The organism is Comamonas sp. (assembly GCF_036666375.1).
In the GTDB taxonomy this organism is placed as follows: domain Bacteria; phylum Pseudomonadota; class Gammaproteobacteria; order Burkholderiales; family Burkholderiaceae_C; genus Comamonas.
Window position 1 is genome coordinate 48,725 of the sequence record NZ_JAVWWA010000007.1, and the last position, 24,286, is coordinate 73,010.

Sequence of the window (24,286 nt, forward strand, 5' to 3'; positions counted from 1 at the left end):
CGCTCGCCGCGCGTCATCCAACCCTTTGCCTGCCCTGCCAGGCCAGTTGCCGCACAATCGGCAGTTGCCTTTGTCATTGCCCCCATCGAAGTTCTGCCGCATGCAAGCCACCCGCATCATCGCCATCCGCCACGGAGAAACCGCCTGGAACGCCACGGCGCGCCTGCAAGGCCACCAGGACATCCCGCTCAACGAACTGGGGCTGTGGCAGGCCGCCCAGGCCGCGCAGGCGCTGGCCGACGAGCCCGTGGCCCAGATCTACAGCAGCGACCTGCAGCGCGCCTTCCAGACCGCGCAGGCGGTGGCGAATGTCACCGGCGCGCCGCTTGCTGCCGAGCCCGGACTGCGCGAGCGCAGCTTCGGCATCTACGAAGGCCGCACCTTTGCCGAACTCGAGGCCGAACTGCCCGAAGTCGCGCTGCGCTGGCGCCAGCGCGAGCCCGGGTTCACGCCCGATGGCGGCGAATCGCTGATCATGCTGCGCGACCGCGTGCGCGCCACGGTCGAGCGCCTGGCCGCGCGCCACGCGGGCGAGTTGATCGTGCTGACGGCCCATGGCGGCGTGCTCGACACGCTGTACCGCCTCGCGACCGGCCAGGAGCTGCAGGCGCCGCGCACCTTCGCGCTGGGCAATGCGGCGATCAACCGGCTGCTGTGGACGCCGCAAGGCCTGGGCCTGGTCGGCTGGGCCGATACCAGCCATCTTGAAAATACCGCAAGAGACGAGATATGTTGATGACGGCCTGCGGCCGTCGAGCTGTTCACCGCCCTACCTGACGAAAGCCTGCCGATAATGCGATTGCTTCTTGCCCTGCTGCTGCCCTTTTCCGTGTTCTTCACCATAGGCCGGCCGTTCTCCGGCCTGTTCTGCCTGCTGCTGCAGATCACGCTGATCGGCTGGATTCCGGCCGCGATCTGGGCGGTCTATGCGCTGAGCCAATACAAGACCGACAAGAAGATCGAACGCGTCCTCAAACAACGCCATTGAGACCCGGAGCGCGCCGCCCGGACGCGCGCCTTGGCGGCGCGTTTGTGCGCACCGCGTGAACTTTCTTGCAGAATGCGGCTCAGAGAACCTCCTCAGCAACCTGCAAGAACATGCCTGAAAAACCTGCCCCCGCGGCAAACGACGACTTAAAACCGGCCTCCATTCGCGCGCAAAGTGGAGGCCGTCATGATTGAACTGTTCAGCGATCCTTCCATCTGGATCGGCCTTCTGACACTGGTCATTCTCGAGATTGTGCTGGGCATAGACAATCTCGTCTTCATCGCGATTCTTTCCGAAAAACTCCCGCCACATCAGCGCGACAAGGCCCGCATCATAGGCCTGGGCCTGGCGCTGTTCATGCGTCTGGGACTGCTCAGCGTCATCTCGTGGATCGCCACGCTGACCACGCCGCTGATCAATCTGGGCCCGCTGTCGCTCTCGGGCCGGGACCTGATCCTGCTCATAGGCGGACTGTTCCTGATCTTCAAGGCCACGACCGAGCTGCATGAGCGCATGGAAGGCGTGACGCATTCCGCCGATGGCAGCAAGGCGTACTCGGGCTTCGTCGCCGTGGTCGCGCAGATCGTGGTGCTTGACGCGGTGTTCTCGCTCGACGCGGTGATCACCGCCGTGGGCATGGTCGACGAGCTGCCGGTCATGATGGCCGCAGTGGTCATCTCGATAGGCATCATGCTGGTCGCCTCCAAGCCGCTCACGCGCTTCGTGAACGCGCATCCCACGGTCATCGTGCTGTGCCTGAGCTTCCTGCTGATGATTGGCTTCAGCCTGGTCGCCGAAGGCCTGGGCTTCGATGTGCCCAAGGGCTACCTGTATGCGGCCATTGGCTTCTCGATCCTGATCGAGGTCTTCAACCAGATCTCGTCGCGCAATGCCAAGGCGCAGGAGCTGCGCATTCCGCTGCGCGAGCGCGCTGCCAACAAGGTGCTGTCGCTGATGTCGGGCGCGCGCGCGGGCACGGCGCACGCGGCGCAGAGCACCGACCTCGCGGCGCAGCCCCCGGCCTTCGCGCCCGAAGAGCGCATCATGGTCTCGGGCGTGCTGTCGCTGGCCGAGCGCAAGGTGCGCTCCATCATGACGCCGATGTCCGAAGTCGACTGGGTCGATCTCAACGGCGACGTCGAAGCCATCAAGCTGTCGCTCAACGACAACCCCCACAGCTACCTGCCGGTGTGCAACGACAGCGTCGATGAACTCGTAGGCGTGGCGCGCGCCAAGGACATGCTGCGCGACCTGATGCAGTTTGGCGCCATCCAGACCACGACCATCAAGCGCCCGCTGTTCGTGCAGGAAGGCACGGGCGTGATCGCGCTGATCAACGACCTGAGAACGTCCAGGGGGCGCATGGTCATCGTCAAGAACGAGTTCAACGTGATGTGCGGCGTGGTCACGCCCATAGACGTGCTCGAAGCCATCGCGGGCGAATTTCCCGACGAGGACGAAACCTTCACCATCCAGAAATCGCCCGACCATGAGAACACCTGGATCGCCAGCGGCGCCACCGATGTGCACCTGGTGCAGCAGCTGCTCGACACGCAGCAGCTCATCAGCTCGAACGACTTCTATGCGACGCTCGGCGGCCTGCTGACCGAGCACCATGGCGCGGTGCCGGCCCAGGGCACGCAGATCGACATCGGCGACTGGCGCTTCACCGTGCTCGAGAACGACGACGACGTGCTGCGCAAGGTGAGCATCGAAAGAATCCTGCCTGAACCGCATTGACCGCAATGCCATGCCGACACCCTCGGCCTGGCATTTTTTTTTATGACCAAGACATTCCTTCCGTGCGCTGTGCTCGCGTTGTCGACGCTCACCGCCTGCTCCGATTTCCGCGAACGCGTGGTCAGCGGCTACCCGACCGACGATGTCGTCATCGACACCCGGACCGCGTCGCCCAACCAGCTCGCGGACGCGCTCAACCAGATTGCCAAGCTGTCGCTGATCGGCGACGACTGGGAGTTCGAGAACGAGAAAGACCGCTGCACCATCACCGTGGTCGAAGGCGACACGCGCCAATCGCGCCTGCTGGGCCTCAAGGACGCGACGTTCGCGATACGCCGTGACAAGGACAGCGGCAAGTACTACGCGACGCTCAAGAACAACGGCCAGGTACGGCTGGACCACGACGGCAGCGCCTTGCGCCTGTTCGAGACCGATTCCTACCATGGGCTCTCCATCGCCGAAAGCTATCTGATGGCGCTGGCGCACAAGTGCACGGCCAGCCTGCCGGCCGCAGCCTGAAGCGTCACGGCTCGGGCACCCAGCCGTCGGGTGCACGCACCATCAAGGGCGCATCGAGCGCGCCGAGCACCGGAATCGGCCGGCCGTCGACATGGCGCAGCCGCTCGCGCCAGCGCGTGCCCTGGCGCATGGCCACCGCAATCGCCACCACCTGCGCGCCGCAGCGCCCCAGCAGCCGCACGCCCGAGAGCATGGTCGCCCCCGTGCTCACCGTGTCGTCGACCACCAGCACGCGCCGGCCCTCGAGCAGGCTGATCTGGTGCGGATCGAGATACAGCCGCTTGTCCTGGCTGGGCGAGGTGATGGAGCGTACCGGTTCGGACAGCGCGTCGCGGTACCAGTACTTGCGCGAAAAGCCGAGCGGGATGAAACGCGCATGGCCCAGCCCGTGGGTCACGGCGGGCGCAAACGACAGGCCCAGCGTCGGCAGTCCGACCACGGCGTCGACCGCATAGTTGCGCGCCTGTTCGACCATGGACTGGGCCAGCGCCTGCACCACCTCGAGCGCCGCCTGGTTCGCGACCAGCGAGGCCATGCAGCGCGTCGCATCGTTCGGCAGCGCGCGCAGCGGCAGCAGCAGATAGCGGCCGTCGCGCAGACGCGCGGGATAGTTGCGCTGGTACGGCGGCACCGTCGGCTGCGCGAGTTCATCGGCGGCCAGGATGCGCTGCCAATAGCCGGTGGTCGCGTCAAAGCCGGGCGCCGCGCCACCGGACAGCGCATCGGCGGCCACCATTGCCTGCGAACTGAGATCCGCCATGCCTGTCCTCGCGTGCCGGAAGCGCCGGCGGCGCGCAGATCATAGCCAGCGCGGCGCTCGCAACCACGGCCCGCCCCTGCAGTGATCGCAGGCATTGCGGTTCCCTGCTGGAGGACGTCCAGTCAAAAAATTTATTGAACCTATCGATTTTAAAAGTTACTTAGTTTTTTGCTATTTATCTTCATTTTTCAATTTCAGGCAAGAAAACAGGCGGATTCCGGCGCATTCGGAGGCTGATGATCTTGCACTCCACGCCCCATGAAACCCAAAAAATCTGCCTTTCCTTTCTTGCCCACTGCGCTGGCGGGAGACTCCGTCCAACTTGTCATCAACGGAAAAGCGCTGACCTATAAGCTGCTGCCGGCTCAGCCCACTTTCAACCAAATGGCGCGGGATTGCATCGAAGCGAACTATCTGCGTGAGGCCGCGCGCAATGGTGACCTGCACCTGGCAAAAACCATCGCCGAAAGAGGCAGTCTCGCGGCGCTCAACGCTCCCGGGCCCGCGTCTTCCAGCGCGTTGGTGCTGGCGGCAGAACATGGCCACGCCCCCATAGTCGACTTGCTGCTGCATGCGAGAGCCGCCAGCATTGACCTGTGCCGCGACGCAACGGCCGCCATGGAGGCCGCAGTGAGAAAAGGTCATCCCGAGGTCGTGCATACCTTGCTGCAAGCGGCAATCGACTTCAAGGTATCTCTTGAATCCAAGGATTTGCTGTCATATGCGGCGTATCACGGGCATGAAGCTGTGATCGCCAAGTTATTGCAGTGGGGTCTGGACCCCAATAGCGTTGACCCCAACGGCAGCAACCCGGTGACGATCGCTGCAGCACGTGGTCATGTGGATGCAGTGCGCACCCTGGTGAACGCGGGAGCCGACCCCAAAAGCACTGAGGGCCAAGGCTTTTCCGCCGTGACGGCGGCTGCCAGGATCGGTAGTGCGGATACGCTGCGCATCTTGGTACACGCGGGAGCCGACCCCAATGTTGTTGACCCCCATGGCCGTAACGCACTGACGGTCGCTGCCATGAATGGGCATACGGACGCAGTGCGCACTCTGGTGCACGCGGGAGCCGACCCGAATGTCTGTCATCCCAGCGGCATCAACGCCTTGATGGCCGCAGTCAAGAGTGGTGACGCGCACACAGTCACCGCCTTGATAGAAGCTGCCGCTGAGTGTCAGCAGCCGCTGGATCTCGACGCCCCCCTCAAAGCAGGGCATGCCGTTCTTACGTTTGCGGTCCAGTGTGGACACACGAACGTGTTGCATGCGCTGATACAGGCGGGAGCCGATCTCAACTTGCAAACAAACTATGACGGCACCACCGCCTTGATGTTCGCGGTACAGCATGGGCGTACGGACGCTTTAAAGGTATTGGTCCAGGCGGGTGCCGACCCCAACATCGCCAATTTTGCCGGCCAGACCGCGCTGATGATTGCGCAAGAGATGGGGAATGCCGAAATGACGCAGGTGCTGATGAAGGCGCAAGCGGATGCCAGCGCCGCGGGAACCCATGTCATGGATTCCACAGATGCTGTGCATCCGTCGTGCCCGCCCACGCTCCCGTCTGCAGAGGCAGGCGCGGAGGAAGCGGAAGTTCTTCTGGTGGCAACCATGGCCCGCGCCGGCGATCGGCCCATGCAGGCAGAGCTTCCAGGAAGCCATGCAGCATATTGTGCCGACGACCACGACATGCTGAATGATCAAGGCGCGTCGGCCCATGTGCCTGCGCCCGGCAACGGCGCGGACGGCGAAGCCGCGAATGCGGCGCCCGCAATCGCCATCACCGGCGCGGCCGAAGAGCCTCCGCAAGCATGATGGTGGGCTAGCCGGCGTTCAGCGGCCTGCCGTCCGCGGCCAGCGTCTCGCCCTTGCGCGCGGTGATCAGGCCGTAGCACTCGGGGTGGCGGTGCAGGTCGAAGTTGAAGGTCGTGCGCTTGTAGACCGCGCAGAAATCGAGATCGCAGCGCCCGACCACGACCTCGTCGTCCTTGGTGATGCAGCGCGTGACGACTTCGCCCGAAGGCGCGACCAGCAGACTGCCCGCAATGCTTTCCACGCCCTCCTCGAGCCCGCCCTTGGCGACGCTCGCCACCCAGCAGCCGTTCTGGTAGGCGCCGGCCTGCACGGCAAGCTGGTTGTGGAACAGCGACAGGTCGTCGTGCTGGGGCGCGGGCGCATTGTGCACCGGCGTGTTGTAGCCTATGAAGACCATCTCCGCGCCCTGCAGCGCCATCACGCGGTAGCTCTCCGCCCAGCGCCTGTCGTTGCACAGCGCCATGCCTATCGTGCCGCCAAACGCCTGGTGCACGTCAAACGACTTGCCCGGCGTGAAGTAGCGCTTCTCCAGATGCTGGAATTTGCGCCAGGGCTCGTGCTCGAAATGCCCGGGCACATGGATCTTGCGGTACTTGCCGACGATGCTGCCGCTGCGGTCGACCAGGATGGCGCTGTTGTAGCGCATGCGCCGGCCGCCTTCCTCGGCCAGCTCGGCATAGCCCAGATAAAAGCCCACGCCGAGTTCACGCGAGAGTTCGAACAGCGGCAGGGTTTCCCGGCTGGGCATGGTCGGCTCGAAGTAGCTGTCGATCTCGGCGTCGTTCTCGATGTACCAGCGCGGAAAGAACGTGGTCAGCGCGAGTTCGGGGTAGACGATCACCTGCGCGCCCAGGCTGTGCGCCTCGCGCATCATGGCGCACAGGCGCGCCACCACGGCCGCGCGGGAGTCGGCGCGCTGCACCGGGCCCAGCTGGCCCAGGGCGACATTGACGATTCGGGACATCCTGGAATTCCTTCGATAAAAACGGTGAGGGGATCAGCGGTCGGCGCGTTCAAGCAGCACCTGCAGCAGCACATTCGCGCCCTGCACCAGCTGCTCGGGGGCGGTGAATTCGCGCACGTTGTGGCTCAGGCCGTCGCGGCTGGGAACAAACACCATGGCCGTGGGGCACACGCGCGCCAGCATCTGCGCGTCATGGCCCGCGCCGCTGGGCAGGCGCAGCGTCGAAAGGCCCTGGGACCGGGCCGCGCGTTCCACGCTGTCGACCAGCGCGGCGTCGAAGGCCACGGGTGCGAAATCGGCAAGCAGCCGCTGGCTCAGCAGCACGCCATGCTCGGCCGCGATGCGGCGCGCGCCGGCCAGCAGCTCGTCCTGGGCCTGGCGCAGCCGCGCGCCATCGGTGTTGCGCAGATCGACGGTCATCAGCGCGCTCTGGGCAATCACATTGACGAGGTTGGGTTGCAGCGTGAGCGCGCCCACGGTGGCCAGCTGGCGCCCGCCATGGCGCTGGCTCAGTTCATGGGCGAAAGCCGCGACGCGCGCCGCGGCCATGCCCGCGTCCTGGCGCAAGGCCATGGGCGTGGTGCCTGCATGGTTGCTGCGGCCGGTGAAGGTCAGCTCGGTCCAGCAGATGCCCTGCACGCCTTCGACCACGCCGATCGCAATGCCTTCGCGGTCCAGCACCGGGCCCTGCTCGATATGCAGCTCGACAAAGCTGTCGACGCGCGGACGGCCCACGGGCGCGCGGCCCGCATAACCTATGCGCGCGAGTTCCTCGCCCAGCAGCGCGCCGTTGTCGACGGCACGCACGGCCAGGGCTTCATCCAGCGGCATTCCGCCCACATGCACCAGGCTGCCGAGCATGTCGGGCTGAAAGCGCGCGCCTTCCTCGTTGGTGAAGAAAGCAACCTGTAGGGGCCGGCGCGTGCGCCGGCCCGCGGCGCGCAGCGTGGCCACCACTTCAAGGCCGGCGAGCACGCCGTAGTTGCCGTCGTAGAGGCCGCCGGTGCGCACGGTGTCGATATGGCTGCCGGTGGCGACGGGCGGCAGCTCCTGCGTGCCCGCATAGGTGGCAAACACATTGCCGATGGCGTCGATCTCCACGGCCATGTCCAGCGCCCGCATCTGCGCCACGGTCCAGTCGCGCGCCGCGCGGTCGGCGTCGCTCAGCGCCAGCCGGTTGGTGCCGCCGCCGGGCAGTGCGCCATATTCGCCCAGCGCTTCAATACTGGCGAGCAGCCGCGCGCCGTCGATGCGCAGATCGGCGTTCATGCAGCCTCCGCGCGCGCAGCCACGGCGGCCGCGCTTTCGCCCACGAGCTGCGCGTAAAGCGCGGGGTCGGTCGCGGCCTCGCTGCCGAAGAACAGGATGCGGCTGTCCGCGCCCAGGCCCAGCTGCGCACGCGCCTGCGGGCTTTGCAGCGCGGCAATTGCCGCGGCCACGCCGGCCACGGCCGATTCGCCGGCAACGATGGCGCGGTCGCCGGCCAAAGGGTGGGCCAGCAGACGCATGCAGTCCACGGCCGCGGCGTCGGGAATGGCGCAGAACGCGTCCGCGCCCTTTTCGAGAATCTCCCAGGCCAGCAGCGAGACTTCGCCGCAGGCAAGACCCGCCATCAGCGTGTCGAGTTCGCCTTCGACGGCGCGCAGCTCGCCGGCGCGCGCGCTTTCCAGCAGGCAGGCCGCGCGCTCGGGCTCGACGACGATGAACTGCGGGCGTGCAGCGCCGTCGCGTTCCCAGAAGTAGCCGCAGACCGCGGCCGCGAGTCCGCCCACGCCGGCCTGCACGAAGATATGCGTGGGCCGTGCGCCGATCTGCGCCGCGGCCTCCTGCACCATCAGCTGGTAGCCCTGCATCACGTCGCGCGGCACGTCCATGTAGCCGGGATAGGAAGTGTCGGAAATCACGAAGCGGCCCTGCTCCCTGGCGTCGGCATCGGCGCGCCGCACGGCGTCGTCGTAGTTGCCGGGCGTGCGCACCACCTGGGCACCATAGGCGGCAATCGCCTCGGCCCGGCCGGCGCTCACGGTGGCATGGACATAGATCACGCAGGCGCAGCCGAACAGCTGCGCACCCCAGGCCACCGAGCGGCCGTGGTTGCCGTCGGTGGCGCAGGTGACGGTGATGCCGGCGCTGAGCGCGCGCATGTCGGGCCGCTGCAGATCGCGGGTATCGAGCGTGCGGCCCAGGCGCGCGCCCAGCTCGCGGCACAGCAGTCGCGCGACCGCATAGGCGCCGCCCAGCGCCTTGAAGCTGCCCAGGCCGAAGCGGCTGCCTTCGTCCTTGTAGTGCAGCGACTGCACGCCCAGTTCGCGCGCCAGCGCGGGCAGCGCATGCAGCGGCGTGGGCGCATAGCCCTGCCAGGTGGAAAGCTCGCGCTCGGCCTGGGCCAGCGCGCCGGCGCCGAGAATTTCGCTGCGGCGCGCGCCATAGGCTTCGTCGCGGCTGCGCCGGGGGTTGGCCGGATTCATGACCAGCTCAAGCGACAGGGAAGGCAGGGATGACATGGAAATACCTCTACAAAAAATCAGTTCGGGGCCTGCAGATCGCCCAGCGCGGCATGCAGGTGTTCTATGCGCGTGAGCCGCGCCTGGGCGCTGGCGCGCAGGCGTGCGGCCAGCGCCGTGGCGAGAAAGTTCACCAGGCTGATGCCGCAGACATAGGTGTCGAACAGCGGCGTCAGCTCGGGCGGCTGGGGCGCGGCGGCGCGCGCGCAGCGCAGCACCACGTCGGCCTGGGCCGTGGTCTCCAGCCATTCGCCGGGCGCGGCGTCGCTGAGCACCAGCAGCGGAATGCCGACCGCGCGCGCCGCGGCCAGAACGCGCGCCAGCTGGGCGCTGCGGCGGCGGAAATCGACGACGAACAGCAGGTCCTTGGCGCCCAGTCCGGCCAGGGCTTCGGCTTCGCGCCCGCCGCCCGTGGCCAGCAGCTGCACGTCGGGGCGCACCTGGTCGAACAGCAGGCTGGCGTACTGCGCCGTCACCTGGCTGTGGCGGTAGCCCAGCACGGCCACTCGGCGCGCGCGCGCCAGCTGGGCCAGCGCGGCCTGCACGTCTTCGTCGCGCAACTCCTGCGACCAGTCGAGCAGCCGCTGCGCGTCGCGCCGCGCATGGGCCTGCAGGCCGGCGTCGCCAGGCTGGACCGGCGCCTGGGCCAGGCGCGCCAGCGGCGAATGCGGGGTGGCGCGTGAACGCACCTGCAGGCGGAATTCATCGAAGCCCGCGTAGCCGAGCCGGCGAAAGAAGCGCGCGGCGCTGGATTTGGAGGTCTCGGCCAGCGCGGCCAGTTCAGTCGCCGAATAGCCGCGCAGATCGTGCTGGCGCGCCAGCACCACATCGGCGAGCTTGCGCTCGGCGACCGACAGGTCTGCATAGACCTCGCGTATGCGTGCGTCGAGCGGCATCGCGGATTGATCTTCCATCGCATTGCTCCATTCAAGTGCGGTCCGCACCAATTCGGGGCCGGCACGCACCACTGTGAAATTCTTGTTCCATAAATTCAAGCCAAAGAAACCCGTGTTTCATATGGCACGGTCTTGCCAAGCAAGAGCGATGCCTGAATTCGTCGCGATTGCGCGTTTCCCCCTCTGACGCCGGCGTTGCGCGCGGAAAAATCGCCCGCATCCATGGGCCTGGCTGGCATCGCTGTTTCAAGCTGGCACGCATCCTGCTGAGACCTTGGCGCATTCACTTCTTTTCACCAAAGGTCCTGCGCCATGAAGTTCAAAGTCTGTACCGCTGTGTCGGGTCTGGTCGCCGCTGCCGCGCTGTCGTTTTCCGTGGGCGCGCATGCCGACGATTCGCTCAAGGCCGTGATGGCCAAGAAAAGCATTGCGCTGGGCATTCCCACCGACTACCCGCCGTATGGCTACATGGGCCCCGACTTCAAGCCCACGGGCGTCGACGTGGCCGTGGCCCAGCTGATTGCCGACAAGCTGGGCGTCAAGGCCGAGTTCGTTCCCGTGAGCACGCCCAACCGCATTCCCTATCTGCAGGCCAAGAAGATCGACCTGATCGTCTCGGCGCTGGGCAAGAACGAGGAGCGCGCCAAGGTGATCGACTTCACCGTGTCGTATGCGCCGTTCTTCCAGGCGGTGTTCGGCCCCAAGGACGTGGCCATCAAGTCGTTCGACGACCTCGGCGGCAAGACGCTGGCCGTGACGCGCGGCACCATCCAGGATGACGCGCTGCAGGGCCTGGCGCCCAAGACGCTCAAGATCCAGCGCTTCGAGGACGACAACTCGACCATGGCCGCATTCATGTCGCAGCAGACCCAGTTCGTCGCCATCGGCGCCGCCGTTGCCGCCGCGGCGCTGCAGAAGAACCCCAAGGTCCAGGCCGAATACAAGCTGCTGATCAAGGACTCGCCCAACTACATAGGCGTGCGCAAGGGCGAGACCGCGCTGCTCAACCAGGTCAACGCCATCCTGCGCACCGCCAAGACCGATGGAACCATAGAAGGCTATTCGCAGAAGTGGCTGGGGCGCGGCATGGGCAATCTGCCGGACTGATCTTCTCGAGACTTGGTCGGCGCCCGTCTGTTCATCCTTCGACAGGACGAACGGATGACGGCGCTCCAGCTGCCTGACTTTTTCCTGTTTCCACGGATGCGCCCATGACAATGGATTTCGCCACGGTGCTGGCCCAATGGCCGATGTTTCTCAAGGGCCTGGCGCTCACGGCAATGCTCACCGCCATTGCGACGCCGCTGGGCGTGGCGCTGGGCGTGGCCTGCGCCTGGATGCGGCTGAACGCCGGCCCCGTGCCGCGCTTCGTGGTCAGCGCGTATGTGGAAGTCTTCCGCAACACGCCGTTCATCATCCAGCTGTTCTTTCTGTTCTTCGGCCTGCCGTCGCTGGGCCTGCGGCTGTCGCCCGAGACCGCGAGCATCCTGGCGATGACGCTGAACCTGGGCGCCTATGCCTGCGAGCAGGTGCGCGCGGGCATACAGGCCACGCCGCGCGGCCAGATCGAGGCCGCGCAAAGCCTGGCAATGGACCGCTGGCAGATCTTCACGCGCGTGGTGCTGCCGCCTTCGCTGGGCCGCGTCTGGCCCGCGCTCACGGGCCAGATCATCCTGGTGATGCTGGGCTCGGCCGTCTGCAGCCAGATTTCCACCGAGGAGATTTCCTATGCGGCCAACCTGATCTCGAGCCGCACCTTCCGCAGCTTCGAGGCCTACATCGTGGTCACGCTGATCTATCTGGGCCTGGCGATCATGCTGCGCCAGCTGCTGAACTGGTTAGGCCCGCGTTTCGTTTTTGGCCGCCGCCGCTGAAAGGTCATCATGGTTGAATTCTCTTTCTGGGACATCGCCCGCCATCTGCTGCTGGCCCTGCGCTGGACCGTGGGGCTGTCGCTGATCGCCTTTGCCTGCGGCAGCGTTCTTGCGCTCGCGCTGCTGGTGCTGCGCCTGAGCAAGCTGCCCGGCGCCATACGCGCCGTCGCCTGCTATGTGCAGGTCTTCCAGGGCACGCCGCTGCTGATGCAGCTGTTCCTGATCTATTTCGGTCTGGCGATGCTGGGCGTCGATACCTCGCCGCTGCTGGCCGCGAGCGTGTGCCTCACGCTCTACGCCAGCGCCTATCTGTGCGACATCTGGCGCGGCTGCGTCGAGTCCGTGCCCAAGGGCCAGTGGGAGGCGTCGGCCAGCCTGGCGCTGAGCTTTGGTGAACAGCTGCGCCATGTGATCCTGCCCCAGGCGATGCGCCTGGGCGTGGCGCCCACGGCCGGCTTCATGGTGCAGATCATCAAGGGCACGGCGCTGACCAGCGTGATCGGCTTTGTCGAAGTCACCAAGGCCGGCCAGCTGATCGCCAACGCCACCTTCGAGCCTTTCCTGATCTACGGCTGCGTGGCGCTGATGTATTTCGCGCTGTGCTTCCCGCTGTCGCTGTGGAGCCAGCGCCTCGAGCGCCGCCTGCGCCCCGCTTCCTGATTGCCGGCTTTTTTCGGACTTCCGCCATGACATCCATCGCCAACGCCCTCTTTTCCCCCATTGCCTCGCAGACGCCTCTGGTCGATATCCGCGGGCTGCGCAAGCGCTACGGCAGCAACGAAGTGCTCAAGGGCGTGGACCTCACGATCGCGCGCAGCGAAGTGGTGTCCATCATCGGCAAGAGCGGCTCGGGCAAGAGCACGCTGCTGCGCTGCATCAACGGCCTCGAGGCTTTCCAGGAAGGCACGCTCACGGTGCACGGCCAGCCGCTGCAGGCCGACAACGCCGGCGCGATGCGCGAGCTGCGCAAGAACGTGGGCATGATCTTCCAGAACTTCAACCTGTTTCCCCATCTCACCGTGGGGCGCAACGTGATGCTCGCGCCCACGCTGGTCACCAGCCAGCCCAAGGATGTGGCGCGCCAGAACGCCGAGCGCCTGCTGGCGCGCGTGGGCCTGGCCGAGAAATTCGACGCCATGCCCGACCAGCTTTCGGGCGGCCAGCAGCAGCGCGTGGCCATTGCCCGCGCCCTGGCCATGGACCCCGAGATCCTGCTGTGCGACGAAGTGACTTCTGCGCTGGACCCCGAGCTCGTGGGCGAAGTGCTGCAGGTCGTCGAAAGCCTGGCCGACCAGGGCATGACGCTGGTCATGGTCACGCATGAAATGAACTTCGCGCGCAAGGTCAGCGACCGCGTGGTGTTCATGCACCAGGGCAAGGTGCATGAAGTGGGCACGCCCCAAGCGCTGTTCGGCGCGCCGCAGACGCCCGAGCTGCAGCAGTTTCTGGGGCGCGCGCATTGAGGCCGGCTGATTGAACGCCGGGGCTTCGATCCTGCGACGCGGCCGGCGAGGCGCGCTCAGGACCCAGCCCGAACGGGTTTTTTCGCCTCGCCCTGACACCCCGTTCGCCCTGAGCTTCCCTGGGCGGGCCCGTCGAAGGGCATTTCAGGGCGCGCGCTGTTTTTCAGATATCGATCTGCCAGAAAATTCGTTGGCCCGAACCTGCGGCCTGCCTAGGATGAACCTCCACTGCGTCGTGTACGCCTACCCTGGAGCATCCTATGAGCGCTGTTTTGGAATCCCTGCCCGTGCAACTGGCGGGCCCGCTGGACATCACGCCGCTGGCCGTGCGAATAGGCGCCGAAGTGCGCGGCCTGCGCCTGTCGGGCGATCTCGATGCGCAGACCGTCGCCCAGCTGCGCGCCGCGCTGCTGCGCCACCGCGTGCTGTTCTTCAAGGGCCAGCAGCATCTCGATGACGCCAGCCACCAGGCGTTTGGCCGGCTCTGGGGCGAGATCGAGGCCCATCCCACGGTGCCCGCGCCCGACGGCACGCGCTTTCTCGAACTCGACTCGCGCCATGGCGGGCGCGCCGATTCCTGGCACACCGATGTCACCTTCAAGGCCGCGCCGCCCAAGGCCTGCATACTGCGCGCCGTGGTACTGCCGCCGCATGGCGGCGACACCGTCTGGGCCAATACCGTGGCCGCCTACGAAGGCCTGCCCGCGCCGCTCAAGGCCCTGGCCGACGAACTGTGGGCCGTGCATGGCAATGACTACGACTATGCCGATCCGCGCCAGCAGACCACGGCCAGCGCCGCGGAAATCGCGGGCCGCGCCGCCTACCGCGCAACCTTCCGACGCACCGTCATCGAAGCCGAGCACCCGGTGGTGCATGTGCATCCCGAGACCGGCGAGCGCGCGCTGCTGCTGGGCCATTTCGCCAAGCGCCTGAACCTGCTGCGCCAGCAGGAATCGAGCGCGCTGCTGGAGCTGCTGCACCAGCGCATCGTCGCGCTGGAGAACACCGTGCGCTGGCGCTGGTCCGAAGGCGATGTCGCGATCTGGGACAACCGCGCGACCCAGCACTACGCGATCAACGACTACGGCGACCAGCACCGCGTGGTGCGCCGCGTCACGGTGACCGGCGAACACACCACGGCCATCGACGGCCGACGCAGCATCGACCGCACGGCCGTAAGCGTGTAAATCCGCCTTGTCGCACTGATTTCTGAAAAGTCCTTTCATGCCGCTCGCCCACACTCCTGTCACCGCCGCCGACGCCGCCGTTCATCCTTCGACAAGCTCAGGACGAACGGATTCAGCGCCTGCCGGCTCGCGCCGTGCCCTGCTGCGCGCCGGCGCCGCCCTGGGCGCGTTTGGCGCCAGCGCCCTGTGGGGCATGCCCGCCATTGCCCAGCGCGCCAAGCCGCTGCAGGGCACGACGCTCAATGTCGCGCTGTTCAGCACCGCCTACTCCAAGCTGCTGCGCCCCTGGATCGCCGAGTTCGAGGACAGCACGGGCGCGCGCGTGAACTTCGACACGCCGGGCTTTCCGGTCTACAACCAGCGCACCGACCTGGAGCTGTCGACCAAGGGCAGCGCCTACGACGTGGTCAACGTCACGTTCATCTACTCGAGCCGCTGGATTAACTCGGGCTGGCTCACGCCGCTCGACGACTTCATCGCCAACCGCAATCTGACGCCGGCCGACTTCGATATCAACGACTTTCTGGCCGGCGCGCGCGCGCCCGAGACCGGCGCCGACGGCAAGCTCTATGGCGTGCCCTGGACGGCCGAGGTCACGCTGGCCGCGGCCAGCCGCTTCGACGTGCTCAAAAGCGCGGGCCTGGCGTTTCCCGACACGCTCGACGACTTCAGCCGCGCCGTGCAGACCGCGCACCGCAAGGAGCGCGCGGCCGGCTTCGTCACCGACAACCATTACGGCTGGACCTTCCCGCCGTTCCTGCAGGCGTTTGGCGGCGATGTGTTCCGCAAGGCGCCGCACGACCTCTACCCCACGCTGGACACGCCCGAAGCGATTGCCGCGGCCGATTACTTCGCGCGCCTGCTGCGCGACTTCGGCCCCGACGGCGCGGTCTCGTACACCGCCGATCAGTCGCTGCAATCGCTCAAGAGCGGGCGCAGCAACCTGGGCGTGCAGGGCCAGATCTATCTGTCGCAGCTCGCCGACAAGGCCAGCAGCAAGGTGGCTTCGACCACGGCCTGGGGCGCGGTGCCGCGCGGGCCGGCCGGGCGCTTTCCGGGTTCGGCCGTGCATGGCCTGGGCATTCCCGTGGGCAGCAAGAACGCCCAGGCCGCGTGGCAGTTCATTGCCTGGGCGACGTCCAAGCAGATCACGCAGCGCGCGGTTGCCGCGGGCTACGGCTCGCCCACGCGCCGCTCCGACATGCAGTCGCCGGTGTTTGCCGAACGCCAGCGCGTCAACGGCTACGACATCGCCAGGCTGTCGTCCGAAGCCATCGATCTCGCGGCCAGACAGGGCCACATGAAGTACCGCACGGTGGCCGTGTATCCGCAGATCGACCAGCAGATCAACAAGGCCATAGAGCTGATTGTCTCGGGCCAGAAGTCGGCGGCCGCGGCCATGCAGCAGGCGCAGATCGGCGCGCTGGCCGAGCTCAAGCGCTCGGGCATCGCGGTCTGAGGCGAGCCGCCCATGCAGCTGCCTCCCGCGCTTGCTCCCGCCCTGCCCGCCGGCGAGGCCGGCCAGCACTACTATCTGCCGAGCCGCACGGCGGCGCCGGTGGCCGCGCCGGGCTGGCAGCGCCAGCAGCGCCGCGCCTACGGCTGGGGCCTGTACCCGGCGCTGATCGTGCTGGCGCTGGTCACGCTGGCGCCGCTGCTCACGCTGATCGTCGTGAGCCTCACGCCGCTGAGCCTGACCGACCCCGCGGGCACGTTCCACTTTCGCGACCCGCTGGGCAACTACCGGCAGTTGCTCAACGACCCGCGCTTTCTGCATTCGCTGTGGGTGCAGTTCCAGCTGTCGAGCGTGGGCGTGACGCTGCAGCTGCTGACGGGCCTGGGCATCGCGCTGCTGCTGCACGGCCGCTCGCCCGTGCTGGGCGCGGTGCGCAGCCTGTTCCTGATTCCCATGGTGCTGCCGCCCATCGTCGTCGCGCTGATCTGGAAGATCCTCTACACGCCCGACATAAGCCCGCTGCACCAGGCGCTCGAGGCGCTGGGCTGGCCGCTGCGCTCGCTGATCGCCAACCCCGACACGGCGCTGTGGGCCGTGGTCGCGGCCGATACCTGGCAGTGGTTTCCGTTCACCATGCTGATGGTGCTTGCCGCCTTGCAGATGATTCCCGACGACCCGCTCGAAGCCGCGCGCATGGACGGCGCGAATCGCTGGCAGCTGTTTCGCTTCATCGTCTTTCCGCATATCCGCGCGGTGCTGCTCGTCTGCGCGCTGTTCCGGCTGATCGACAGCTTCAAGGCCTTTCCGCTGCTCTACGTGCTGACCAATGGCGGGCCGGGCACGGTCACCGAAGTCACGAATTTCTATGGATTCATCCAGGCCTTCAACTTCTCCTTCTGGGGCTACGGCAGCGCCATCGCGCTGGTCATGCTGGCCGGGGTCTTTGCGCTCAGCGCGCTGGTCAGCCGCCTGGGCCGCGACGGAGGCGACGATGCACGCTGAAGCCGCGCTCTACGAGCCGCCCTTCCCCTCGGACCAGCCGCGCAGGCCCGGCTGGCTGCGCCGCCATGGGCGCGAAGCCGCGGCGCTGTTGCTGCTGGCCCTGCTGCTGTTTCCTTTCCTGTGGATGGTGCAGCTGGCGCTGCGCCCGGCCGAAGATGCGTTCGAGCCCGGGCTGCTGTTCGTGCCCACGCTGGACGCTTTTCGCGCGCTGTGGCAAGACCAGTTCGCGCGCTCCTTCGGCAACAGCCTGCTGACCAGCACGCTGTCGACCGCGCTGTCACTGCTCATAGGCGTGCCCGCGGCCTATGTGCTCACGCGCTGGCGCTTTCGCGCGCGCCGCCATGTGGCGCTGTGGATACTGTGCACGCGCATGGCGCCGCCGATTGCCTTCACCATTCCGTTCTTTCTCGCGCTGCGCTGGAGCGGCCTGCTCGACACGGTCTGGGGGCTGACGCTGATCTACCTGACCTTCAATCTGGCCATCGTCATCTGGCTGATGCAGAGCTTCTTTGCCGCGATTCCCGCGGCGCTCGAGGAAGCTGCGTGGATGGACGGCTGCGGCATCTGGTCGGCGTTCCGGCATGTGACCCTGCCGCTCGCGCTGCCCGGCCTGGTCTCCACCGCCGTGCTGTGCTTCATCTTCTCGTGGAGCGACTTCTTCTTCGCGCTGATCCTCACGCGCACCCAGGCAGTGACCGCGCCCGTGGCCATCGTCAACTTCCTGCAGTACGACGGCTGGGAGTGGACCAAGATCGCGGCCGCGGGAACGCTGGTCATGCTGCCGGTCGTGGCCTTCACGCTGCTGGTGCGCAAATACCTCGTGCGCGGCCTCACGGCTGGCGGCGTCAAGGACTGATTCCATGGCTTCGATTTCGCTGCGCAATCTGCGCAAACACTATGCCGGCCAGGCCGTGCTGCACGACCTGTCGCTGGAGATAGGCGACGGCGAATTCGTCGCTTTGGTCGGCCCCTCGGGCTGCGGCAAGTCGACGCTGCTGCGCATGGTCGCCGGGCTGGAAGCCGTGGATGCAGGCGAGATCCTGCTGGGCACGCAGCGCCTCAACGATGTCGCGCCGCGCGAGCGCAACATCGCCATGGTGTTCCAGAACTACGCGCTCTACCCGCACATGAGCGTGGCCGACAACCTGGGCTTTGCGCTGCGGCTGCAGGGCGTGCGGCCGGCGCTGCTCAAGCAGCGCGTCGACGAGGTGGCGGCCACTCTCGACCTGCAGGGACTTCTTGACCGGCGCCCGGCCCAGCTGTCGGGCGGCCAGCGCCAGCGCGTGGCCATGGGCCGGGCCATCATCCGCGAGCCCCGCGCGTTTCTGTTCGACGAGCCGCTGTCGAATCTCGACGCCAAGCTGCGCGTGCAGATGCGCACCGAGATCAAGGCGCTGCACCAGCGGCTGGCAACCACCACGCTCTATGTGACGCACGACCAGATCGAGGCCATGACCATGGCCGACCGCATCGTGGTGCTCAAGAACGGATACATCGAACAGGTGGGCACGCCGCTGGAACTCTACGACCGGCCGCGCAACGCATTCGTCGCCGGCTTCATAGGCTCGCCCGCAATGAACCTGCTGGCCGGGCGCGCGCAGGAAGGGGGCCGGGTGCTGACCGACGACGGGCTGGAACTGCCCCTGCCCGCGGGCCTGACACTGGCGCCGGGGCGCGCGGTCTGGCTGGGCGTGCGGCCCGAGCACCTCGAAGTCACTTCAAGCGACCAGGGCCTGCGCGCCGAAGTGCAGGTGCTGGAACCCACGGGCGCCGAAACCCAGATCGCCGCGCGCCTGGGCGGCCAGAACGTGATCGCGGTGTCGCGCCAACGCCTCGATCTGCGTCCGGGCAGCGCGCTGGGCCTGCGGCCTGTTGCGTCACGGCTGCACGTGTTCGACAGGACTTCGGGCGCGCGCTTGAACTGAAGGCGCGGACCCAGCGCCCAAGGGTTCCCCTGCATCGCCAGCGCCGGCGCGGCGCTTCACAATGGTTTGCATGCACCTTTCCCGCTATGCACTGGCCTGGGCCGGACCGGCCCTGGGCATTTTCTTCGCACTGCTGCTCGCCTGGCGCGTGCTCGCGGGAGACTCCGAACAGCCGCCGCTGGCGCACTTCGTGATTGCCTGGACCACCGTGCTCGCGAGCCTGCTCGCGGGCGTGGCCGCGCTGCGTTCGCGCGCCAGCCCGGCGCTGGCCTGCATGCTGCAGGCGGGCGCGCTGGCCACGGCCAGCAGCGCTCTGGGGTTGCACCAATGGCACCTGGTGTTCAAGCCGCTGACCATGGTCTGCGCCATGCTCGCCGTCGCGCTGAGCATGCAGCGCCATGGGGGTGAGCGCAGCGGCTGGCTGCTGCTTGCGGCGCTGGCGGCATCGCTCGCGGGCGATGTGTTCCTGATGCTGCGCGGCCTGTTCATTCCCGGGCTGGCGAGCTTCCTGCTGGCCCATCTTTGCTATATCGCGCTGTTCAAGCAGGACCGGCGCTGGTTCGCGCTGCGCAGCGCGCTGGCGTTCGCGCTGCTGCTGGGCGTGGCGATGTACACGTTTCTCTGGCAGGGCGGCCTGCCCGCGGCGCTGCGCCTGCCGGTCGCGGCCTATGTGCTGGTGATCGCGCTGATGGCCGCCCAGGCCTGGGGCCGCTGGCATGAATCGCCGCGCGCCGATCGGCCCGCGGCGCTGCTGGTGGCGCTGGGCAGCTGCAGCTTCATGCTCAGCGATTCGTTGCTGGCCACCCACCGGTTCGTCCAGCCCCTGCCCTGGTCGCAGCTGGGCGTTCTTTCGAGCTATTACGTTGCGCAGGTGCTGATCGTTGTGGGCATGCTCTGCGCCATGCGCGGCGCGCAGCGTTAGCCTGGCGGCGGCGCGTCGCCCGCAATCCGGCCATCGACCAGCTCGATCACGCGGTCGCAGCGCGCGGCCAGCCGCGGGTCGTGGGTCACAAGCACGAAAGCCGTGCCGCGCTCGGCATGGATGGCGCGCAGCAGTTCGAAAACGGCCTGCGACGACGCGGTATCGAGATTGCCCGTGGGCTCGTCGGCCAGCACCAGCGCCGGGTCATGCACCAGCGCGCGCGCGATCGCCACGCGCTGCTGCATGCCGCCCGACAGCTCGCCGGGGCGCTTGTGCATGGCATCGGCCAGGCCCACGGCGGCCAGCAGTTCCGCGGCGCGCGCGCGCTCGCCGGCCGTGACCCGGCCCGCAGCCATCAGCGCGGGCAGCGTCACGTTCTCCAGCGCCGTGAACGCGGGCAGCAGGTGGTGGAACTGGAACACAAAGCCCAGCGCCTGGCGCCGCCGGCGCGTGAGCGCGGCGTCGGGCAGGCCGGCCATTTCCGTGCCTTGCAGCTGGTAGCTGCCCGCGGTCGCTGGCTCGAGCAGGCCCAGGATATTGAGCAGCGTGCTCTTGCCCGAGCCCGAAGGCCCGATCAGCGCGACGAACTCGCCCGCGCCTATGCGCAGATCTATGCCATGCAGCACTTCGGCCGCGTTGGGCCGGCCCAGGTTGTAGCTTTTGCGCAGGCCGGACAGCTGCAGGAGATTGGCGTTTGTCATCGGCGCTCTTCAGATGCGAATCGCCTGGGCCGGGTCCATCGCCGCGGCGCGGCGCGCGGGCGCGACGGCCGCAAGCACACCGCAGAGCGTGGCGAGCAGCGACACCTGCAGCATGGTGGGCAGCGACAGCGTGATCACGAACACCGGCCCGCCGTCGGGCCCGCGCACGAAGTGCATGAACGCCCAGATCAGCAGACCTGCGAGCAACAGGCCCAGCAGCGAGCCCAGAGCGCCGACCATCGCGCCCTGCAGCAGGAACACGCGCGCGATCTGGCCGCGCGTCGCGCCCATGGCGCGCAGGATGCCGATCTCGCGGCGCTTTTGCACCACCGACACCACCAGCACGCTCGCTATGCCCAGCACCACCACGGCCAGCACCACGGCGCGAATCACCGCCGTGGAAATCGACTGCGCGGCCAGCGCCGACAGCAGCTGGGCGTTGTTGTCCTGCCAGCTCTCGACGCGATAGGGATAGGTCTGGCGCAGCTGCCGCGCCATGTCCTGCGCCTGCCAGACATCGGCCAGCTGCAGCTCCAGCACGGTCGCGCCGCCGGGCAGGCCCAGCAGACTTTGCGCGCTGCGCAGCGGCACCAGCACGCTGCGCCGGTTCAGGTCCTTGACGCCCAGATCGAGCAGCGCGCTGACGCGCACCGACTCGGTCGCGCTGCCGGTGTCTATGGTGAAACGGTCACCCGCGCGCAGTCCCAGATCGGCCGCGAGTTCGACGCCGACCATGGCCTCGCCGGGAGCGAGCTGCAGCCGGCCGCTGGTGATCTTGCTGTCGAGATCGATGATGCGCCGGTAGCGCTCCAGGTCCACGCCCATCAGCGCGATCGCCTGCGTGGCCTCGCCGCGCAGCGCCAGACCCGCGCCCGAGACCATGGGCGAGACCGCGCTCACGCCGGGCAGGGCCTGCAGCTGCGGCAGCAGCAGCTGCCAGTTGGCGACCGAGCGCAGGCGCTGGGCGCGCGGCTGGACTTCGGAGATTGCGGCGCCTGCCTGCGCGGGCAGGGCCGGCAGCACGCGGTCGTCGGGCGCGCGCAGCGTCAGATGCGCCTGCGTGCCCAGCGTCTTGGCCACGGTGTTGGCCTGCAGGCCGGCAATCAGCGCGCTGATGTAGGTGACCACGGCCACGCCCGCGGCAACGCCGGCAATGATCAGCAGCGTCTGCATGCGCCCTTCGCGCAGAAAGCGCAGCGCGACGCGGCGCTCGAAGCCCAGCCAGGCCATCATCGGGCCGATGGTGCAACGACCGCGCGCAGGCGCTGGCCGTCGGCCACGGGCGCGGTCAGCACGCGTTCGCCGGCGTCCAGCCCCGACAGCACTTCGACCGCCGACAGCGAGCGCAGGCCCAGCGTCACGCTGCGCGCCCTGGCCTTGCCGCCTTCGACCACCATGACCTGGGCGCTGGCGGCGCTGGCCGCCGGGTCGGCGGCGGATATGTCGGCCCGGCCCGCGGCGCGCGCCGGCGCCTGCAATGCGGCCAGCGGCAGCACCAGCGCTCGGGCGCGCTCGCCGGTCACGGCCTCGACCGACAGCGTCATGTCTTCGCGCAGGAAGTCCGGCGCCGCGGCATCGAGCGCCAGCTTGACTTCGACGGCGCCGCGCTGGGCGTCGACCGCAGGTGAAATCGAGATGATCTGCGCCGCCAGCGGCTGGGCGGGAAACGCATCGGCGACCACGGCCGCGCGCTGGCCGGTGCGCAGCTGATCGAGGAAGCGCTCGTCGACCTGGGCCACGATCTGCGTGGGCCCGGCCAGCGCCAGGCGCAGCAGCGCCGTGCCCGGCTGCACGATCTGCCCGGGCTCCACGCTGCGCGTGAGCACCTGGGCGTCGGCCGGGGCGCGCACCGCCGTCTGTGCGAGCCGCAGCCGCGCGGCATCGACCGCCGCGCCGGCCTGCGCCACCTGGGCACGCGCCTGGGCGATTTCGCTGCCGCCGTCCTGGTAAGCATCGCGCTGGGCCGCGGCGCCGCGCTGCTGGGCCTGGGCCACCAGCAGGGCGCGCTCGCTGTCATCCACCTGGGCCTGGCTCACAAAGCCCTGGGCGAGCAGCGCGCGGCTGCGCTCGAGATCGCGCCGCGCGGCGCGCAGCCCGGCCTCGGCCTGGGCCAGCTGGGCGGCTATGCCGCTGCGCCCCGTGCTGCGCAGGCCTGCGGCGCGCGCCTGCTGCTGGGCCAGCGTGGCCTGGGCCTGGACCAGCGCGGCCCGGGCTTCATCGGTTTCCAGCTGCACCAGCAGCGCGCCTTGCGCCACCTGCGCGCCTGCGCGCACCGCCACCGACTGCACGCGCCCGACCAGCGTCGCACCAACTTCGACGCGCGACAGCCGCTCCACGCGCGCCGAGAACTGCAGGCTGCGCTGCAGCGGCGCGGCCTGCACCTCGATGGCCGGCACTTGCGGCACGCTCCAGTGCCATACACGCCAGCCCAGCGTGGCCAGCAGCAGCGGCGCCAGCGCGAACGCCATCAGCCGCCAGCCGCGCGCACGCCGCGGCGCGCGCTCAGAACCCTTCATCGACGGGCGGGGGCATGTTGGGAACGGGCACGCCCAGGTGCAGGTACGCGGCCTTGGTGGCAATGCGCCCGCGCGGCGTGCGCTGCAGATAGCCCTGCTGGATCAGATAGGGCTCGATCACGTCCTCTATCGTGCCCGCCTCCTCGCCAATGCTGGCCGCGATGTTGTCCAGGCCCACGGGGCCGCCGTCGAAGCGGTGGATCACGGCTTCGAGCAGCTTGCGGTCCATGATGTCGAAGCCTTGCGGATCGACATCGAGCATGGCCAGCGCGCGGTTGGCGATGTCCTGGGTGATGCGGCCGTCGCCCTTGACATCGGCGTAGTCGCGCACGCGCCGCAGCAGGCGGTTGGCGATGCGCGGCGTGCCGCGCGAGCGGCGCGCGATTTCAAAGCCGCCGGCGGCGTCCAGCGGCACGCCCAGCAGGCCCGCGCTGCGCACCACGATGCGGCCCAGCTCCTCGGCGGTGTAGAACTCGAGCCGCGCAACGATGCCGAAGCGGTCGCGCAGCGGGTTGGTGAGCATGCCCGCGCGCGTGGTCGCGCCGACCAGCGTGAAGGGCTGCAGGTCCAGCTTGATCGAGCGCGCGGCCGGGCCTTCGCCGATCATGATGTCGATCTGGTAGTCCTCGAGCGCGGGGTAGAGGATTTCCTCGACCACGGGCGACAGCCGGTGGATCTCGTCGATGAACAGCACATCGTTGGCTTCGAGGTTGGTGAGCAGCGCCGCGAGGTCCTTGGGCTTTTCCAGCACCGGGCCGCTGGTCTGGCGCAGATTGACGCCCAGTTCGGCGGCAATGATGTGCGACAGCGTGGTCTTGCCCAGGCCCGGCGGCCCGAACAGCAGCACATGATCGAGCGCCTCGCCGCGCTTCTTCGCCGCGCCGATGAAGATCTCGAGCTGTTCGCGCGCCTTGGCCTGGCCCACGTACTCCTGCAGCAGCTTGGGGCGCAGCGCGCGCTCCATCGCTTCCTCATGGTGCGACAGCGGCGCGGCGGAAATGGCGCGCTTCGGCGGCGCGGGCGCGAAATCGTCGGTGTGGATGGTCATGGC

Annotated in this window: 24 protein-coding genes; 15 read left to right on the forward strand and 9 right to left on the reverse strand. The window is 67.9% G+C overall.

Features of this window, described 5'->3' with window-relative positions:
- The first annotated feature begins 100 nt into the window (after nt 1–100).
- The 4 genes from RR928_RS02850 (at nt 101) to RR928_RS02865 (ending at nt 3,247) form a co-directional block, all read left to right on the forward strand.
- A complete protein-coding gene (locus RR928_RS02850) occupies nt 101–736 on the forward strand; it encodes a histidine phosphatase family protein (protein ID WP_332681455.1) in 636 nt (211 codons plus the stop codon).
- A gap of 57 nt (nt 737–793) precedes the next feature.
- The gene (locus RR928_RS02855; protein ID WP_332536526.1) at nt 794–988 is read left to right on the forward strand and encodes a YqaE/Pmp3 family membrane protein; all 195 of its coding nucleotides are present in this window, start codon (nt 794–796) and stop codon (nt 986–988) included.
- Nucleotides 989–1,177: 189 nt separating this feature from the next.
- On the forward strand, nt 1,178–2,728 hold the full coding sequence (locus tag RR928_RS02860; protein ID WP_442881470.1) for a TerC family protein: 1,551 nt from the start codon (nt 1,178–1,180) through the stop codon (nt 2,726–2,728).
- Nucleotides 2,729–2,770: 42 nt separating this feature from the next.
- Nucleotides 2,771–3,247 (forward strand): hypothetical protein, encoded by a 477-nt coding sequence (locus RR928_RS02865; protein WP_332536529.1) that lies wholly within the window; start codon nt 2,771–2,773, stop codon nt 3,245–3,247.
- Nucleotides 3,248–3,251: 4 nt separating this feature from the next.
- Here RR928_RS02865 and RR928_RS02870 read toward each other — a convergent pair whose 3' ends face one another.
- Nucleotides 3,252–4,007 carry a phosphoribosyltransferase gene (locus tag RR928_RS02870; RefSeq protein ID WP_332536531.1) on the reverse strand — a complete coding sequence of 252 codons (756 nt, stop codon included), beginning with the start codon at nt 4,005–4,007 and terminating at the stop codon, nt 3,252–3,254.
- Between the two features lie 258 nt (nt 4,008–4,265).
- Here RR928_RS02870 and RR928_RS02875 point away from each other — a divergent pair, with 258 nt between their 5' ends.
- The gene (locus tag RR928_RS02875) at nt 4,266–5,825 is read left to right on the forward strand and encodes an ankyrin repeat domain-containing protein (RefSeq protein ID WP_332681458.1); all 1,560 of its coding nucleotides are present in this window, start codon (nt 4,266–4,268) and stop codon (nt 5,823–5,825) included.
- A gap of 7 nt (nt 5,826–5,832) precedes the next feature.
- Here RR928_RS02875 and RR928_RS02880 read toward each other — a convergent pair whose 3' ends face one another.
- From RR928_RS02880 to RR928_RS02895, 4 genes are read right to left on the reverse strand one after another with little or no spacing between them, the layout of a single operon-like run.
- Complete coding sequence (locus RR928_RS02880; RefSeq protein ID WP_332536534.1) at nt 5,833–6,789, reverse strand: N-carbamoyl-D-amino-acid hydrolase; 957 nt, start codon at nt 6,787–6,789, stop codon at nt 5,833–5,835.
- A 33-nt stretch (nt 6,790–6,822) separates the two neighbouring features.
- Nucleotides 6,823–8,058 (reverse strand): Zn-dependent hydrolase, encoded by a 1,236-nt coding sequence (locus tag RR928_RS02885; RefSeq protein WP_332536536.1) that lies wholly within the window; start codon nt 8,056–8,058, stop codon nt 6,823–6,825.
- Nucleotides 8,055–9,293 (reverse strand): diaminopropionate ammonia-lyase, encoded by a 1,239-nt coding sequence (locus RR928_RS02890; RefSeq protein ID WP_332536538.1) that lies wholly within the window; start codon nt 9,291–9,293, stop codon nt 8,055–8,057. The genes RR928_RS02885 and RR928_RS02890 overlap by 4 nt, the downstream gene beginning before the upstream one ends.
- 20 nt (nt 9,294–9,313) lie before the next feature.
- Nucleotides 9,314–10,207, reverse strand: a complete 894-nt coding sequence (locus RR928_RS02895) for a MurR/RpiR family transcriptional regulator (RefSeq protein WP_332681461.1) — start codon at nt 10,205–10,207, stop codon at nt 9,314–9,316.
- A 294-nt stretch (nt 10,208–10,501) separates the two neighbouring features.
- On the opposite strand from RR928_RS02895, the gene RR928_RS02900 reads away from it, so the two are divergent.
- The 10 genes from RR928_RS02900 to RR928_RS02945 all read left to right on the forward strand — a co-directional run bounded on the left by RR928_RS02900 (nt 10,502) and on the right by RR928_RS02945 (nt 20,018).
- Nucleotides 10,502–11,296, forward strand: coding sequence for a transporter substrate-binding domain-containing protein (locus RR928_RS02900; protein WP_332536542.1), 795 nt, complete (start codon nt 10,502–10,504; stop codon nt 11,294–11,296).
- A 104-nt stretch (nt 11,297–11,400) separates the two neighbouring features.
- Entirely contained in the window at nt 11,401–12,063 is a 663-nt protein-coding gene (locus tag RR928_RS02905) for an amino acid ABC transporter permease (protein WP_332536543.1), read from the forward strand.
- A gap of 9 nt (nt 12,064–12,072) precedes the next feature.
- Nucleotides 12,073–12,723, forward strand: coding sequence for an amino acid ABC transporter permease (locus tag RR928_RS02910; RefSeq protein ID WP_332536545.1), 651 nt, complete (start codon nt 12,073–12,075; stop codon nt 12,721–12,723).
- A gap of 26 nt (nt 12,724–12,749) precedes the next feature.
- A complete protein-coding gene (locus RR928_RS02915; protein WP_332536547.1) occupies nt 12,750–13,526 on the forward strand; it encodes an amino acid ABC transporter ATP-binding protein in 777 nt (258 codons plus the stop codon).
- 260 nt (nt 13,527–13,786) lie between these two features.
- Nucleotides 13,787–14,713 (forward strand): TauD/TfdA dioxygenase family protein, encoded by a 927-nt coding sequence (locus tag RR928_RS02920; protein ID WP_332536548.1) that lies wholly within the window; start codon nt 13,787–13,789, stop codon nt 14,711–14,713.
- 37 nt (nt 14,714–14,750) lie between these two features.
- Nucleotides 14,751–16,172 carry an ABC transporter substrate-binding protein gene (locus tag RR928_RS02925; protein ID WP_332681466.1) on the forward strand — a complete coding sequence of 474 codons (1,422 nt, stop codon included), beginning with the start codon at nt 14,751–14,753 and terminating at the stop codon, nt 16,170–16,172.
- A 12-nt stretch (nt 16,173–16,184) separates the two neighbouring features.
- The gene (locus tag RR928_RS02930; protein WP_332536552.1) at nt 16,185–17,171 is read left to right on the forward strand and encodes a carbohydrate ABC transporter permease; all 987 of its coding nucleotides are present in this window, start codon (nt 16,185–16,187) and stop codon (nt 17,169–17,171) included.
- On the forward strand, nt 17,161–18,027 hold the full coding sequence (locus RR928_RS02935) for a carbohydrate ABC transporter permease (RefSeq protein ID WP_332681467.1): 867 nt from the start codon (nt 17,161–17,163) through the stop codon (nt 18,025–18,027). The genes RR928_RS02930 and RR928_RS02935 overlap by 11 nt, the downstream gene beginning before the upstream one ends.
- A gap of 4 nt (nt 18,028–18,031) precedes the next feature.
- The gene (locus tag RR928_RS02940; protein WP_332548698.1) at nt 18,032–19,096 is read left to right on the forward strand and encodes an ABC transporter ATP-binding protein; all 1,065 of its coding nucleotides are present in this window, start codon (nt 18,032–18,034) and stop codon (nt 19,094–19,096) included.
- A 70-nt stretch (nt 19,097–19,166) separates the two neighbouring features.
- Entirely contained in the window at nt 19,167–20,018 is an 852-nt protein-coding gene (locus tag RR928_RS02945; protein ID WP_332548700.1) for a lysoplasmalogenase, read from the forward strand.
- Here RR928_RS02945 and RR928_RS02950 read toward each other — a convergent pair.
- From RR928_RS02950 to ruvB, 4 genes are read right to left on the reverse strand one after another with little or no spacing between them, the layout of a single operon-like run.
- A complete protein-coding gene (locus RR928_RS02950) occupies nt 20,015–20,719 on the reverse strand; it encodes an ABC transporter ATP-binding protein (protein ID WP_332536560.1) in 705 nt (234 codons plus the stop codon). The genes RR928_RS02945 and RR928_RS02950 overlap by 4 nt on opposite strands.
- A gap of 9 nt (nt 20,720–20,728) precedes the next feature.
- Nucleotides 20,729–21,952, reverse strand: coding sequence for an ABC transporter permease (locus RR928_RS02955; RefSeq protein WP_332536562.1), 1,224 nt, complete (start codon nt 21,950–21,952; stop codon nt 20,729–20,731).
- Nucleotides 21,949–23,235: an efflux RND transporter periplasmic adaptor subunit gene (locus tag RR928_RS02960; RefSeq protein WP_332681468.1), complete on the reverse strand. Its 1,287-nt coding sequence runs from the start codon at nt 23,233–23,235 to the stop codon at nt 21,949–21,951. The genes RR928_RS02955 and RR928_RS02960 overlap by 4 nt, the downstream gene beginning before the upstream one ends.
- Nucleotides 23,222–24,283 carry a Holliday junction branch migration DNA helicase RuvB gene (gene ruvB / locus RR928_RS02965; RefSeq protein ID WP_332536565.1) on the reverse strand — a complete coding sequence of 354 codons (1,062 nt, stop codon included), beginning with the start codon at nt 24,281–24,283 and terminating at the stop codon, nt 23,222–23,224. Before ruvB ends, RR928_RS02960 begins: the two co-directional genes overlap by 14 nt.
- Nucleotides 24,284–24,286 lie beyond the last annotated feature (3 nt).

What these genes read in the sequence shown, in the direction of transcription:
- RR928_RS02850 (WP_332681455.1), top strand. Translation starts at nt 101, where the DNA reads ATGCAAGCCACCCGCATCATCGCCATCCGCCACGGAGAAACCGCCTGG.
- RR928_RS02855 (WP_332536526.1), top strand. Translation starts at nt 794, where the DNA reads ATGCGATTGCTTCTTGCCCTGCTGCTGCCCTTTTCCGTGTTCTTCACC.
- RR928_RS02865 (WP_332536529.1), top strand. Translation starts at nt 2,771, where the DNA reads ATGACCAAGACATTCCTTCCGTGCGCTGTGCTCGCGTTGTCGACGCTC.
- RR928_RS02870 (WP_332536531.1), bottom strand. Translation starts at nt 4,007, where the DNA reads ATGGCGGATCTCAGTTCGCAGGCAATGGTGGCCGCCGATGCGCTGTCC.
- RR928_RS02875 (WP_332681458.1), top strand. Translation starts at nt 4,266, where the DNA reads ATGAAACCCAAAAAATCTGCCTTTCCTTTCTTGCCCACTGCGCTGGCG.
- RR928_RS02880 (WP_332536534.1), bottom strand. Translation starts at nt 6,789, where the DNA reads ATGTCCCGAATCGTCAATGTCGCCCTGGGCCAGCTGGGCCCGGTGCAG.
- RR928_RS02885 (WP_332536536.1), bottom strand. Translation starts at nt 8,058, where the DNA reads ATGAACGCCGATCTGCGCATCGACGGCGCGCGGCTGCTCGCCAGTATT.
- RR928_RS02890 (WP_332536538.1), bottom strand. Translation starts at nt 9,293, where the DNA reads ATGTCATCCCTGCCTTCCCTGTCGCTTGAGCTGGTCATGAATCCGGCC.
- RR928_RS02895 (WP_332681461.1), bottom strand. Translation starts at nt 10,207, where the DNA reads ATGGAAGATCAATCCGCGATGCCGCTCGACGCACGCATACGCGAGGTC.
- RR928_RS02900 (WP_332536542.1), top strand. Translation starts at nt 10,502, where the DNA reads ATGAAGTTCAAAGTCTGTACCGCTGTGTCGGGTCTGGTCGCCGCTGCC.
- RR928_RS02905 (WP_332536543.1), top strand. Translation starts at nt 11,401, where the DNA reads ATGACAATGGATTTCGCCACGGTGCTGGCCCAATGGCCGATGTTTCTC.
- RR928_RS02910 (WP_332536545.1), top strand. Translation starts at nt 12,073, where the DNA reads ATGGTTGAATTCTCTTTCTGGGACATCGCCCGCCATCTGCTGCTGGCC.
- RR928_RS02915 (WP_332536547.1), top strand. Translation starts at nt 12,750, where the DNA reads ATGACATCCATCGCCAACGCCCTCTTTTCCCCCATTGCCTCGCAGACG.
- RR928_RS02920 (WP_332536548.1), top strand. Translation starts at nt 13,787, where the DNA reads ATGAGCGCTGTTTTGGAATCCCTGCCCGTGCAACTGGCGGGCCCGCTG.
- RR928_RS02925 (WP_332681466.1), top strand. Translation starts at nt 14,751, where the DNA reads ATGCCGCTCGCCCACACTCCTGTCACCGCCGCCGACGCCGCCGTTCAT.
- RR928_RS02930 (WP_332536552.1), top strand. Translation starts at nt 16,185, where the DNA reads ATGCAGCTGCCTCCCGCGCTTGCTCCCGCCCTGCCCGCCGGCGAGGCC.
- RR928_RS02935 (WP_332681467.1), top strand. Translation starts at nt 17,161, where the DNA reads ATGCACGCTGAAGCCGCGCTCTACGAGCCGCCCTTCCCCTCGGACCAG.
- RR928_RS02940 (WP_332548698.1), top strand. Translation starts at nt 18,032, where the DNA reads ATGGCTTCGATTTCGCTGCGCAATCTGCGCAAACACTATGCCGGCCAG.
- RR928_RS02945 (WP_332548700.1), top strand. Translation starts at nt 19,167, where the DNA reads ATGCACCTTTCCCGCTATGCACTGGCCTGGGCCGGACCGGCCCTGGGC.
- RR928_RS02950 (WP_332536560.1), bottom strand. Translation starts at nt 20,719, where the DNA reads ATGACAAACGCCAATCTCCTGCAGCTGTCCGGCCTGCGCAAAAGCTAC.
- RR928_RS02955 (WP_332536562.1), bottom strand. Translation starts at nt 21,952, where the DNA reads ATGATGGCCTGGCTGGGCTTCGAGCGCCGCGTCGCGCTGCGCTTTCTG.
- RR928_RS02960 (WP_332681468.1), bottom strand. Translation starts at nt 23,235, where the DNA reads ATGAAGGGTTCTGAGCGCGCGCCGCGGCGTGCGCGCGGCTGGCGGCTG.
- ruvB (WP_332536565.1), bottom strand. Translation starts at nt 24,283, where the DNA reads ATGACCATCCACACCGACGATTTCGCGCCCGCGCCGCCGAAGCGCGCC.